The 12251-nt window shown below is 68.4% G+C and carries 11 protein-coding genes; 5 read left to right on the top strand and 6 right to left on the bottom strand.

All coding sequences use genetic code 11. From position 1 onward, the window contains the following. Nucleotides 1-96: 96 nt before the first annotated feature. Nucleotides 97-885, top strand: a complete 789-nt coding sequence (gene aqpZ / locus JF543_RS07075; protein ID WP_206823476.1) for an aquaporin Z — start codon at nucleotides 97-99, stop codon at nucleotides 883-885. Between the two features lie 9 nt (nucleotides 886-894). Here aqpZ and JF543_RS07070 read toward each other — a convergent pair whose 3' ends face one another. Next, nucleotides 895-1884 (bottom strand): stage II sporulation protein M, encoded by a 990-nt coding sequence (locus JF543_RS07070; protein ID WP_206820741.1) that lies wholly within the window; start codon nucleotides 1882-1884, stop codon nucleotides 895-897. Nucleotides 1885-1900: 16 nt separating this feature from the next. Here JF543_RS07070 and JF543_RS07065 point away from each other — a divergent pair, with 16 nt between their 5' ends. Continuing rightward, nucleotides 1901-2710, top strand: coding sequence for an RDD family protein (locus tag JF543_RS07065; RefSeq protein WP_179411285.1), 810 nt, complete (start codon nucleotides 1901-1903; stop codon nucleotides 2708-2710). Nucleotides 2711-2722: 12 nt separating this feature from the next. Here JF543_RS07065 and JF543_RS07060 read toward each other — a convergent pair whose 3' ends face one another. Further along, nucleotides 2723-2929, bottom strand: a complete 207-nt coding sequence (locus tag JF543_RS07060) for a DUF3499 family protein (RefSeq protein ID WP_179411904.1) — start codon at nucleotides 2927-2929, stop codon at nucleotides 2723-2725. An 85-nt stretch (nucleotides 2930-3014) separates the two neighbouring features. On the opposite strand from JF543_RS07060, the gene JF543_RS07055 reads away from it, so the two are divergent. After that, the gene (locus JF543_RS07055) at nucleotides 3015-3440 is read left to right on the top strand and encodes a hypothetical protein (protein ID WP_218847974.1); all 426 of its coding nucleotides are present in this window, start codon (nucleotides 3015-3017) and stop codon (nucleotides 3438-3440) included. Between the two features lie 46 nt (nucleotides 3441-3486). Here JF543_RS07055 and JF543_RS07050 read toward each other — a convergent pair whose 3' ends face one another. The 4 genes from JF543_RS07050 to manA all read right to left on the bottom strand — a co-directional run bounded on the left by JF543_RS07050 (nucleotide 3487) and on the right by manA (nucleotide 9477). Continuing rightward, a complete protein-coding gene (locus tag JF543_RS07050) occupies nucleotides 3487-4866 on the bottom strand; it encodes a DUF5719 family protein (RefSeq protein WP_206823474.1) in 1380 nt (459 codons plus the stop codon). Beyond that, nucleotides 4863-7814 carry a glycosyltransferase family 2 protein gene (locus tag JF543_RS07045; RefSeq protein WP_206823472.1) on the bottom strand — a complete coding sequence of 984 codons (2952 nt, stop codon included), beginning with the start codon at nucleotides 7812-7814 and terminating at the stop codon, nucleotides 4863-4865. The genes JF543_RS07050 and JF543_RS07045 overlap by 4 nt, the downstream gene beginning before the upstream one ends. A 63-nt stretch (nucleotides 7815-7877) precedes the next feature. Continuing rightward, nucleotides 7878-8195: a WhiB family transcriptional regulator gene (locus JF543_RS07040; protein ID WP_179411288.1), complete on the bottom strand. Its 318-nt coding sequence runs from the start codon at nucleotides 8193-8195 to the stop codon at nucleotides 7878-7880. 163 nt (nucleotides 8196-8358) lie between these two features. Beyond that, nucleotides 8359-9477, bottom strand: coding sequence for a mannose-6-phosphate isomerase, class I (gene manA, locus JF543_RS07035; protein ID WP_179411289.1), 1119 nt, complete (start codon nucleotides 9475-9477; stop codon nucleotides 8359-8361). Nucleotides 9478-9517: 40 nt separating this feature from the next. Here manA and JF543_RS07030 point away from each other — a divergent pair, with 40 nt between their 5' ends. Further along, nucleotides 9518-10927: an O-antigen ligase family protein gene (locus tag JF543_RS07030; protein WP_206823470.1), complete on the top strand. Its 1410-nt coding sequence runs from the start codon at nucleotides 9518-9520 to the stop codon at nucleotides 10925-10927. Then, a complete protein-coding gene (locus JF543_RS07025) occupies nucleotides 10924-12228 on the top strand; it encodes an O-antigen ligase family protein (RefSeq protein ID WP_206820745.1) in 1305 nt (434 codons plus the stop codon). The genes JF543_RS07030 and JF543_RS07025 overlap by 4 nt, the downstream gene beginning before the upstream one ends. Nucleotides 12229-12251: the final 23 nt, after the last annotated feature.

Below are 12251 nucleotides of genomic sequence, written 5' to 3'. Positions count from 1 at the left end.
GGGGTTTCGGCGTGTGTACCCGGTTCCCGCGCGCGGGATGCTGGATCATCGGAACACGGACGGCGCCGCGCCGCTCGACGACGAAAGGCCAGGGCAATGACCGATTCCTCGATTGAAGCCACCCCCGAACCGGGTGGCCCACTGACCGCACCGCTGGGAACACGCCTCGCCGCCGAGGGCTTCGGCACCTTCCTGCTCGTGTTCGGCGGCGTCGGCACCGCCGTATTCGCGTCGAACCATTTCACCGAGCCGGGCACCGAGTCGGCCGTCTACGTCGCCATCGCCCTCGCCTTCGGGCTCACCGTGCTCGTGGGCGTGTACGCCTTCGGGCCGATCTCTGGTGGGCACTTCAACCCGGCTGTGACGCTGGGAGCCGCCGCCGCGGGACGCACGCCGTGGCGCGATGTCGGCCCGTACATCGTGGCGCAGATCGTCGGCGGGGTGATCGCCTCGACAGCACTGACGCTGATCGGGCTATTCGGACCGCAGGGCTGGCTCCCGGCCGCGCAGGACGCGGGATTTGCCAGCAACGGCTGGGATGCCCTCTCACCGAGCGGCTTCGGCATGCCCGCGGCCATGATCATCGAGGTCATCCTGACCGGGTTCTTCCTGCTGGTGATCCTCGGTGCGACGCACCCGAAGCGCGGCACGGCCTTCGCCGGAGTCGCGATCGGTCTCGCACTGACCCTGATCCACCTCATCTCGATCCCGGTGGACAACACCTCGGTGAACCCCGCTCGCTCGATCGCCGCAGCCATCTACGGTGGCCCCGAGGCGCTGGTTCAACTGTGGGTGTTCCTGGTCTTCCCCGTCATCGGTGCCCTGCTCGCCGGCTTCGCTTACCGTGCGCTGTTCGATGGCACGGACGCCGCTGCCCGACGCTGATCGGAAGCGCTACCCGGCTGTCAGAGTGGGAGTGCCGGCTTCGTACTCGACGAGGTCGCCGCTCTCACCCTGGCGGGCGGCACGCCGCCCGATGACGAGCATGTAGACCAGGAAGACAGCCAGCGCTAGTGCTCCGATCCCGATCTTCACCGGCCACGGCAGCGCCGAGCCGGTGATGAATCCCTCGACGAGCCCCGACAGCAGCAGCACGAAGATCAGGCCCATGGCGACCGTCGCCAGTGCGCGTCCCTCGGACGCGAGCGCGCGTCCACGCGAGCGAGGGCCGGGGACGGCCCACGCCCAGAACACGTGCAGTCCCGCAGCAGCGGCCACGAAGATCGCCGTCAGCTCCAACAGGCCGTGCGGCAGGATGTGCAAGATCATGGTGTCGAGGTGGCCGTAGGCCGCCATCACTGCCGCGGCGACACCCAGCCCGACAGCGTTCTGCACCAGCATCCAGATGGGCCACAGGCCGGTGACGCCGAAGAGTACGCACTGCATGGCGATCCACGCATTGTTGAACCACACCATGCCTGCGAAGGATGCCATGGGCTCGTAGTACTCGACGAAGTCCTCCTCGGCGTACTGCTGCAGCACCTCGGGCGCCCCGAGTGCGGCGATGCGCGACGGGTCGGACGCGATCCATGCCGCGGTCAGGGCTCCGATCAGGACGAAAAGCACCGCAATGACACCGGTGGTCCAACGGATCCGGTACAGGGCCGCGGGCAGCTGCCGAGTGAAGAACCGTGTCGCCTGGGCGATCACGTTGTCGCCGGCGCCGGTGAAGCGTAGCCGGGCGGTCGCGAGGATGGTCGAGAGGTAGTCGCCCTGTGGGGAGGTGCCCACCGAGGTCTTGAGTTCGGCGAGGTCGGCGGATGCCGCCCGATAGCGCACGATCAACTCATCGACTTCAGCGCCGGACAACCGGCGCCGTCGGCTGAGTTCATCAAGCCGTTCCCACTCGGGGCGGCGTGCGTCGGCAAGAGCATCAGCATCCACCTGATTTACTGTACTCATGTCTGCCGAGATCGCCGATGAACAGGAGATCCTGTCTGGAGAGGCCGTCGCCATCGATGTGCAGCCGGTGGGGTTCGTGTTGCGTGCGGCGGGCGCGCTGATCGACATGCTGTTCGGCTTCGCCGTGTTCACCGGGTTCATCCTGGTGCAGGTGTGGCTGCTGACGCTGGGGGTCCTGGACGAGCACACCGCTCGGATCCTGTCCATCTGGGCCGCTGTCGTCAGTTTTCTCGTGCTGCCGATCACCGTCGAGATGGCGACCCGTGGCCGCAGCCTGGGCAAGCTCGCTGTCGGGGGCCGCATCGTGCGCATCGACGGCGGCGCGATCACGTTCCGGCACACGTTCATCCGGGCTCTGCTCGGCGTGCTGGAGATCTACATCACGGTCGGCGGCATCGCCGTCATCACGGGCGCACTCACGGCACGTTCGCAACGCCTTGGTGATCTCGTTGCCGGCACGTACTCGCAACGCGTGCGCACACCACACCTGGTGCAGCAAGAGCCCGTCTTGCCGCCGTCGCTCACCGGGTGGGCGACGGTCGCGGACGTCGCGCGGATGCCGGACCGTCTGGCCCGGCGGATCTCGCAGTTCCTCGTCAACGCCGACCGGCTCTCGCCGGCTGCGCGGCTCAGCGTGGGCCGGGAGCTGGCGGCCGAGGCCGCGCCGTTCATCTCCCCCGTCCCGGATGCGGGGCCCGAAGAGATGCTGCGTGCGGTCACGGTGCTGCGGCGCGAGCGTGAGCGCCGGGCGCTGACGCTCTCCGATGACCGTGCCGAGCACCTGAGCCGGACGCGGATCCGCGTCTGACCGATCGGACGTTCAGCCGCGCAGCGTCGCGTGCCGCACGACCAGCCACCCGGCCGGAACCGAAAGTCGATCGGCGTGCTGTGCGCAGAGATCGTGGGCGTGCGGATCGCCAGCCGGGCCGAGTGGACCGAGCGCGGCCATCTGATCGCCGTAGTCATAGGTCAGCGTCGCTGCGGCTTCACGCGCGCACGCCACCTTCGAGCAGAGCCGCTCGTGCACATCGAAGCTGTCGTTCATCCCCCTCAGCGTAGGGCTGAGCGCAGACGTTCACCCGCGGGCGCGCGGCACGGCCTAGACTTTCGGGATGCCCCGCTCTCGCCAGACGCCCGTCCGACGCGGTGCGCGCCACGGCCGCCACGGGCGCCTCGGGCGCAGTGAGGTGGTGCGTCCGCCCCTGCCTCCGCTCGACGGCCGTCTCGATCGCTTCGAGATCACGGTCGGCAGTGCCGTGGAGTTCCTGCGCGGCTCCTGGGAGGAGCTGCGCGACGTGCGCTTCGAAATGGCCGCGATGCCCACTCACGACCGCGGAGACGGCATCCCACTGTGGCGTGTGGATCATCTGGGCCGCCGGGTGACGCTCTACCGTGTACCCATCGAACGGTTGCTGCCCAAGGGGCACGACGACGCGCTGCACCGCCGGATGGCGATCGAAAGCGCCGTGTTTCACGCCGCCGCGGAGTACATCGGTCGCGAGCCCTGGGAGCTCGGCCCCGACAGTCGCGATCACTGATCAGCCCTCCGAACTCAGTGGTGCACGAGGTCAGTGGTGCACGATGTCAGTGGTGCACGATGATCGGCTGCTGCGTCGCCGGCGGTGACCACAGGGGCCATCCCGCGATCGCCGGTTCATCGGACTCGCTGAGCAGGCTCACAGCGACGTGCACCGCCGAGGGTGCTTTCAGCGTGTAGGACCCGGCGTTCAACGGAACCGTTGCGGTGCCGTTGGCAGCGAGCTCGATCGTGGGATCGTCAGCCCCCTCCACTGTGACCGTCACCGATTCGGCCTCCGCGTTCCGCAGGAACAGGACCCCGGGCGCCCCGCGCGGCACCTCGAACATCACGTCGCCCTGTAGACGCGGCGCGGGCAGCATCCACGAGAAGTCCTGGTGTCGGCCCGACCGCTGGGTCTGCCGCGCAGCCGCTACGACGGGCTCCGTGGCCTCGATGTGGATGTCGTAGGCACCGCCAGGCAGGTTCGTCAGGGCGATCTCGTTGGGAATGCCCGCGGAGAGGTCGACAGTGTACTCATCACTCGCCGCGACGGCTCCTTCGGCGTACACGCGTACAGTCGCCTGCGCTTCGTCGTCGGGAGCGAGTATCCGCAGCACGACGCCGGTGGCGTCGTCGCCGGTGGCGTCGGGCACGGCGCGCACTCCGACGATCGTCAATTGCGACTGCGGAGCGCCGAGGCCGTCCTGCAGGTCGATTCCGGCGGGCTCCAGCGTGCGGGTGAGCGCCGACTGCAGCGTCGCACGCACCGGGGCACCGGTGGACACGACTTCGACGACGGGGCGCTGCTGTCCCGACGCGACGGATGCCAGTGGCAGACCGATCTGAGTGAGCGGCGGCACGATCGTGGTCGAGGTCGCGCGCTGCACGCCGTAGACGGTGAAGTCGACGGTCGCGGGAACGCTGCCCGGATTGCTCAGCAGAATGATGTCGGAGGCGCCGGTGGAGATGTCTCCGCCGACAAGCCAGTGGCGCATTCCGGCCGGACGGCACGGTGCGGCCGCGAAGCCGCGCAGGTCGTCCTCTTGTAGGCGGATCGACTCGCCCGCCGCCACCAGCGGAACATCGCGGTCCTGAACGCGAGCGGTCACCGCCTGCGCTCCTTCGCCACCGACGATTTCTGGCATGCGCAGCGGATCAGTATCGACCGCATCCTGCTGCGCATCGACAACCAGGTCGGGCAGGCCGGCCGACACCATCAGGTCTGCCTGCCCGGATTCCCTCCCGAGCGCGCGGAACGACCCATTGCACACCAGCGTGGTGTCGCCGGGCACGGGCGTCACGATCGTCGTGGCGGGTTCATTGTGCAGGCTCGGCCAGGGTGCCGCAACGGCTGCGATGACACCGATCACACAGGCGACGGCCACAGCCGCCCCCGTCGCAACGCGTGCGCCCGTCGCCGCGAGTCTCAGCGTGCGCTGCTTCATCGTCGTTCCTCCGCGTCGATGTCGGGTTCTGCCAACGCGGCCGCACCGTCCGGTGCCGACGGCTGCGGTGCCGATGACTGCGGTGCGACGGTGACCTGCCCTGTGTACGGCTCTTCTTCCCGCCATCGCCGCCGGGGCGGTAGCGGCGGCTCGTCTGGAGCGCGTCCGACGACGCGGGATCGGGCTCTCGCCGCGCGCCGAGACGCACGCGTCGGAATCGCCAGCAGTAGAGCTGCGAACACGACGATGATCTGCGCGATGCCGACGACCCGGGCGATACTCTGTTGTGTTGCGTCTGCGCGGGTGCGCTCCGCAATCGGGACGTCGATGCTCCAGAGCACGCCGTGTGCCGTCTCACCGGCCTTCACAAACCCCGTACGTTCGTCGATGGCCTCGACGGCGTCGTCGTGCATGCCGTGCGCGATATCATTCGCGCCGGGTTCCTGCTCGAGCAGCACGAAGCTGATCGCCTCTTCGGCGAGCGCCGCCGCGGCGTCGAAGTCACGCGCCGAGACCAGGTCGACGGCGTCCTGAGCGACGCTGCCTGCAGGTGGCTGCGTAGCGGTGCTCAGCATGGTGGTCTGCGCGCCAAGCGTGGCGCTGGCTCCCCAGATGACCTGCGCGGCAAGCGATCCGTCGTTCTGCGGAGTGATCACCAGGGTGGCACGGTCTGGTTCGCTGGTGGCTTGAGCCGCGACGAGAGCCGGCAGGGTGCTGGGCGAAGCGTTGCGTACCTCGCTGTGCCCGGTGTTGACCGCGAGCAGTGCGGGAAGTGCGCACGCCGCGACGCCGAGACCCGCGACGAGAGCCGCGCCGATGCGCAACGGTGCGAGCGCGACGACCGTGTCGAGGGTGATCAGTGCCGCGCCCACCACTCCGAGCCAGGCGAGGCTCAGGCCGCTTCCGGGCCACAGCGCAACCCCACTTCCGTGTACGAACGACACGACCACGCCGACCGAAATCATGGCGGTCGCGGTTCCCAGTACGGCGACGAGCAGCAACGCGTATCCCGCGCGCCAGCGCGGCGACAGCGCGGAGGCCAGGGCGAGGACCGCGACCGGGGCCAAGAGCAACGGCGCCCAGACCGCCATCTCGGCACCGATGAACCACTCCCAGCCGGCCAGGTCGGCAGTCGGGAAGCCACCGGCGATCGCTGCGCGTCCGGCGGAATCCGCACCGACCTGATCGAGCACGCGCACCACGGCGGGATCGGCGAGCAGCGCCCACGGGTCGCCCTGACGGATCTGCCAGATGATCAGCGGCGCGAACATGATGACGGTGGGCACGAGCAACCACGCCAAGCGAGCCGCTGCACGCAGGCGCCGGAGCGAGAATGCGAAGATGAGCGCCACGGCCCACAGCAGCACCAACGCGGGGGCGAGCGATGGTGCGCACGCGAGCGCCGCGGCGATGAGCAGGGATGCTGCGCCGGATGCCCCCCAGGAACGGTGTGCGACTGAGGCGGTGTGGAAGACCCAGGGCAGCAGCAGGTGCAGCAGGACGGCGGCCGGCCGCCCCTGCACCAGCGCGTCGAGGAAGGTCGGCGCCAGCGCCCACAGGACTCCCCCGAGAATCCGCAGACCTGAACGATCGGTGACACGGGTGGCGGCGAACCAGCCGCCGAGCACAGCCAGCGGCAGGGCCAGCAACCAGAGCAGCACGAGCGCGTAGGACGGCGATCCCGGCCACAGCGAGCCGAGCAGTGCGAGCACGGCGGTGAACGGGTCGGCGGGGCCGACCACGCCGAGGCCGAGGTCGCGGAGCCCCCACGCGGTGTCCGACCACAGCGCTGCCACGGTATCGCGCATCGGCAGCAACCCGCCGCCGCCGATCGCGGGCCAGGCGAGCATCGGAACGAACACGACGAGGCTCACCAGCAGGGCCCCGAGCACAACCCAGGCACCACCGCCGAAGAACCGAAGCTCACTGACCGCGCCGCGTTCGCTGCCATGTCCGTCGTCGAGACGTTGACGCAGCTGATCGTGAGTGACGCGCAACGGCGCGATAGATGCCCATGACCCGCGACGGAACGAGCGGATGGCGGAGCGCGAACGGAAGACGCCTCCGAACGCCACCATGGCGGCCAGAGCGGCACCCCACTCCGGGGCCACGTCGCCGGGACGCTTGCCGATCAGGTGCAGGATCGAGCGCCACAGCGCGAGCGGCAGCAGACTCATCCAGTGCAGCGGCACCGCGAGTGCCGGCGCGTACGCAAGACGCCGGTGTAGCTGCGCACGCCGGGTGGCCCACGCGCGGCTGACGGCACTGCGCGGCAGGGCAGCGGGGCCGTGCGGGCGGACGCCAACCCTGGCTTTCGGAACGAGCACGACACGTGCGCCGCCGAGTCGGGCGCGCACGCCCAGGTCAAGCCCCTCATCAGCGCCTCGGAGCGCGACATCCGGTCGCAGCACGGCCGGGGCCTCGGCCCGAATGAGCATGCCGCGGACGTCCGCGCCAAGGGCGTCTTCAGTGGCGTCGTGCTGGCCTTGGTCGAGCTCGCCCGCGGTCAGCTCGACCGAGCGCCCGAAACGGGTCATGCTGACCCCGAGGGACTGAATCTCGCGGTCGTCATCCTGGCGGACGAGCTTGGGCGCGGCGATCGCAGCGGACGGCGAGCGCTCCAGGGCGCCGATCAGAAGCTGGAGTGCGTTGCGGCGGGGAGCGGTGTCCTGCGCGAGCAGCCACACAGCGGCCCCCTCGGCGATGCGAGGCCCGGCGAGCGCGACAGCCTCGGCGTACGTGGTCGTGGGGCGCGCCTCGATCACGCTCTCGACGATGTCGCCGAGTCCGGATGCTGCGCGCACGGCGGAGCCGTCCCCCAGGACCACAACGGTCACAGCGGTCGGGCGGGTGGTCTGGTCGCGGATCGCATCCAGGGTGTGCAGTAGCTGTGCGCTGGCGGATTCTCCGGTGCGCACGACGGCGATGGCATGGACTCGTGCTGGCATGGCACTTGTCAGCCTAGGCAGGTGCGGGCGACGCGCCGGACAGGGCGTCCGGCGCGCCCGCGATCAACTTGCGCGACGCTTGAGCTTGCGGCGCTCGCGTTCACTGAGGCCACCCCAGATCCCGAAGCGCTCGTCATTGTTCAATGCGTATTCCAGGCACTCCCCGCGCACGTCGCACGACGTGCAGATGCGCTTGGCATCCCGAGTCGAGCCGCCCTTCTCGGGGAAGAACGCCTCCGGATCCGTCTGTGCGCACAGCGCATCCGCCTGCCAGGCGAGTGCGCCATCGTCCTCCTGCTCGACCCGGCGTACTCCTGGTACTCCCAGATCAACCGGATCGACGAACCAATTCTCGGGAACGTCTGAGCGGTAACCCGTCATCTCGATCTCCCAACCCTGCTTAAGCCCCCCTCGGGCCGTTCTTCACCTAATTACACCCGTGTCATTCGCCATGGTCAAGTCGCAGATCGTAAACCCTCAAGAGGGCGTTTAAGGTTCATTGCGCGCTGTCGGCGTGTCGCGGAGCCGCGTGGGGCCTTGAGGATCAGACGCGACCGGGCCGCGCGATGAACGCCTCGCCGTGACCGCGCAGGGTGATCTTCCCTTCATCCGCCGTGATAAACGCGGCGGAACCGACGGCGATCGGCGCGGTGCTGCCAAGCGCCGACTCGACGGACACCAGGCCAGACGTGGCCAGCACCATGGTCGGTCCCGTCACGTCGAACGCCGCGGCGCCGTCAACCTGCACGCGGCGCAGCGCGAAGTCCTCGACCGGCACACTGTAGTCGGTCACGGAACCAGTCCCGGCCTGCACGGGGACCGGGCCGGGCGTGGTGTCGACGATTGCAAGCAGCTCATCGACGTCGATGTGTTTGGGCGTCAGGCCACCACGCAACACGTTGTCACTCGCCGCCATGATCTCGACCCCCAGGCCGGAGACGTACGCGTGCAGCAGACCGGCACGCAGGAAGATCGCCTCACCGGGACGCAGCACCACGAAGTTCATCAGCAGTGCCACCACCACGCCGGCGTCGCCCGGGTTGCGCCCGGCGATGGAGCGCACGGCGGCCAGAGGCTCTGAGAACTCCTCCGAGCGCGCCTGTGAGACCGCCGCGATGATGTCGTCCACCTCTGCCTGGGCGTCTCCCGACAGAAGCCACGCGATCGCGTCGCGCAACGCGACCGCGTCGTCATCGGATGCCAGCCGCGCGCGCAGCGCGATGACACCGGGCGCATCCGGCAGCACCGCGAGCAGACGACGGGTATCCGCTAGCGGGCGCAACCCGGCGAGCGCCTCGAAGCGATCGCTGAGCGCCACGATCAGCTCGGGCTTGTGGTTATCGTCGCGGTAGTTACGGGTCGGGTCACCGGCATCCATCCCGGCTTCGCGCGCGAAGCCCTCGCGCGCCTGCGCACGTGTTGGATGCACCTGGATCGACAGCGGCGCAGCCGCGGCGAGCAGCTTGAGCAGGTACGGGAGAGTCCCGCCGGTCACCTCGTCGAGCGTGCCACCCCCCGCGACGTCGGAGGGGTCACCGGGGTGATCGCCGAACCACACCTCCGCCTCGGGCGTCCCGGAGGGTGCGCGCCCTTCCAGACTCGCGATCAGCGAGGTCGATCCCCAGGCGTAGTCACGCGGTGCGTTGGTGATGGTCAGCAGCATGCTCCCAGCGTAGGACGTGCCGCGCGGTAGCCTGATCCCGATGGCCGTGTACACCAAGCATCCTGCCGCGATGCCTCCCGCCGCACCCGCCCGCGAGACGACGCGGCACCTGATGGTGCGCGCGTTCAGCGTACTTCTGCTGTTCTCGGTCTTCGCACACACCGCCGTCTACAACCTCGTGGGCCCCGTCGGTGCAGTGATCGTCATCATCGTTCTGACGCTCGCGGCGCTGGCGATCTGGATCCCCGCGATCGTCCGGGGGCAGCCGAGCGTCTTCCGGTGGCGACGCCTGCCCTGGGTGGCGCTGGCGTACGGCGCGCTCGCGCTGGTGTCGACCTTCTGGTCGCGGTGGCCGGGTGCGACCCTCTTGACGTGGTTGTTGCTCGCCGCGGTGACGGTGACGGCGCTGTTCGTGGCGACAGTGCTCACCTGGAACGAGATCGCGCGCGCACTGAGCACGACGATGAAGCTCATCCTCGGGCTGTCGCTGCTGATCGAGCTGTGGGTGGCACTGGTGCGACACGAACCCCTGTTGCCAAACTTCGTCGAGATCCCCGAGAGCGGAATCGACCCCCACCTGTACTGGGTGCGCGGCAACCTCTTCAACGACGGGCGCATCCAAGGCATCGTCGGCAATGCCCATTCCCTCGCCGTGATGTGCCTGTTCGCGCTGATCGTCTTCGCCGTGTTGTTCGCCGCGCACGCACGACGTCGAACGATGCTCGTGCTCTGGAGCGCACTCGCTGCGGTTCTGCTCATCAAAGCGGCCTCAACGACGGTGTACCTGAGCATCATCGTCGTCCTCGTCGTGCTCGCCGCGGCGCTCATCGCTCGCGCGGCCTCCGGCCCAGGACAACGACGGCTGATGTACGCCGCGTTCACGGCCGTCGCCGTCATCGGCGTCACCGCCGCGCTCCTGCTACGCGACCAGCTGCTGTCGATGTTCGGCAAGAGCGGCGACCTGACCGGACGTCTGGACATCTGGCAGGCGGTCTGGGAGCGCGCGGTGACACGCCCGATCTTCGGCAATGGGTTCTCCTCTCCCTGGGTCCCCTGGGCGCCCGGCTTCGACGGGTGGATCGTGGATCATGGGCTGACCGTCTTCCACGCGCACGATATGTGGCTCGACGTGTTCCTTCAGCTCGGCGTCGTCGGCGTGGTGTTGATGGCGCTCGCCTGGCTCGCACTCACCTGGCGCGCGTGGTTCTTCGCGGTCGACCGCCCCCGTTGGGATCTCGATGCGAAGCGCCCGTATTCCCCCGTCTCTCTGCTGCCATTGCTGTTCGTCACCGTGCTGCTCTTCGAAGGGTTGGTCGAGTCCGCTCCGATCATGCTCTGGGGTTGGCTGCTGCTGGTGCTGCTGTCGTTCAAGATGAAGTCGGCACCGCTGATCGGCGTTGGTGAGCACGCCCCCGAAATGACGACGACGCCCACCCGGCGGACTCCATGACGCCGCGGCGCCAGCTGCTCTCGCTACTCGCCTCGGCCGAGTTCGCCCGCGCCTACACCCTCACGGCCCTGACGGCCGCATTTCTGTCGTTCGTGATCGCGCGGTTGATGTCGCCGGTGACGTTGGCGACGATCATCAGTGCACTGTCGATCATCGGACTGGCGATGCTGCTCGCCCGCCGCGATGAGCTCTCGCTGCTGCGCCTTGCACCGACCTCGCTGCTGGGGTTCATCGCGCTCGGGTTGGTGAGCGTGGTCTGGAGCGAGAACCGTTGGGACACACTGACTGGTTGGTTCACGCTGTTCGGGTACGCGATCATCGCCATCACGATCGGGCACGTGCGCGACACCCTGCAGACGGTGCGCGCGATCGGTGATACCTTGCGCTGGCTGCTGACGATATCGCTCGGGATCGAGATCCTGTCGGGGGTGCTGCTCGACACCCCCTTCGCGATCCTCGGTATCGAGGGCAACCTCGCCGTGGGCGGGCCGATCCAGGGGCTCTTCGGCACCCGCAACATGCTCGGCTTCATAGCCGTCCTCGCCCTCATCACCTTTGTGATCGAGTGGCGAACCCAGTCGATCACCCATGTCGTGGGGGTGCTTTCGGTGTCGCTGGGAGTCTTTCTCGCACTCTTCTCGGCATCGCCCACCGTGCTTGTGCTGGCCGCGGCCGTCGGCGTCGCCACGAGTGCGCTGACAATCGTGCGCCACGCGCGTCCGGCTCGTCGGCTCACGGTGCAATGGGTTCTCGGTGCGATGGTGGCCATTGCATTGGCGGTGGCGTTGGCGTTGCGGCATCAGATCATTCGTCTCCTGGACGCCGGTAGCGACTTCTCGACCCGCGCCGACCTGTGGAACGTCATCCTCGACTTCGTCGCACAACAACCGGTCACGGGATACGGGTGGTTCGGCTCATGGGAGCGTGGCGAGTATCCGTTCACATACATCAACTTTCTGCTCTCGGACCACCACCGCTCGGCGTTGAACGCCTACTTCGACATCCTGCTGCAGCTCGGTTGGATCGGGCTGGTGCTGTTCCTGGTGATGGGCGGGGTCGCCATCGTGCGTTCCTGGCTGATGGCGAGCGTTCGGCACTCGGTGGTGTACGCGTGGACACCGCTCGTGTTGATCACCCTGGCAGTGGAGTCGATGTTCGAGAGCTTCGCCGTCACCGGAGCGGGCTGGCTGCTGCTGGTGCTGTGCGTGCTACGTGCCGGCCAGAGCCGGTCATGGCGCGAGAACATCGATGCGGCACAGACCGGAGCCATCCCCACGTTGCGCCCCGAGAATGGTCGGTAGGACTTCGGCGGGTAGGATTTCGT

This window comes from Microbacterium esteraromaticum (assembly GCF_017303215.1).
Taxonomy (GTDB): domain Bacteria; phylum Actinomycetota; class Actinomycetes; order Actinomycetales; family Microbacteriaceae; genus Microbacterium; species Microbacterium esteraromaticum_C.
This window is presented reverse-complemented; position numbering and strand designations above follow the sequence as displayed.

Coding starts and splice junctions, on each gene's coding strand:
- aqpZ (WP_206823476.1), top strand. CDS start 97: ATGACCGATTCCTCGATTGAAGCCACCCCCGAACCGGGTGGCCCACTG.
- JF543_RS07065 (WP_179411285.1), top strand. CDS start 1,901: ATGTCTGCCGAGATCGCCGATGAACAGGAGATCCTGTCTGGAGAGGCC.
- JF543_RS07055 (WP_218847974.1), top strand. CDS start 3,015: ATGCCCCGCTCTCGCCAGACGCCCGTCCGACGCGGTGCGCGCCACGGC.
- JF543_RS07050 (WP_206823474.1), bottom strand. CDS start 4,866: ATGAAGCAGCGCACGCTGAGACTCGCGGCGACGGGCGCACGCGTTGCG.
- JF543_RS07045 (WP_206823472.1), bottom strand. CDS start 7,814: ATGCCAGCACGAGTCCATGCCATCGCCGTCGTGCGCACCGGAGAATCC.
- JF543_RS07040 (WP_179411288.1), bottom strand. CDS start 8,195: ATGACGGGTTACCGCTCAGACGTTCCCGAGAATTGGTTCGTCGATCCG.
- manA (WP_179411289.1), bottom strand. CDS start 9,477: ATGCTGCTGACCATCACCAACGCACCGCGTGACTACGCCTGGGGATCG.
- JF543_RS07030 (WP_206823470.1), top strand. CDS start 9,518: ATGGCCGTGTACACCAAGCATCCTGCCGCGATGCCTCCCGCCGCACCC.
- JF543_RS07025 (WP_206820745.1), top strand. CDS start 10,924: ATGACGCCGCGGCGCCAGCTGCTCTCGCTACTCGCCTCGGCCGAGTTC.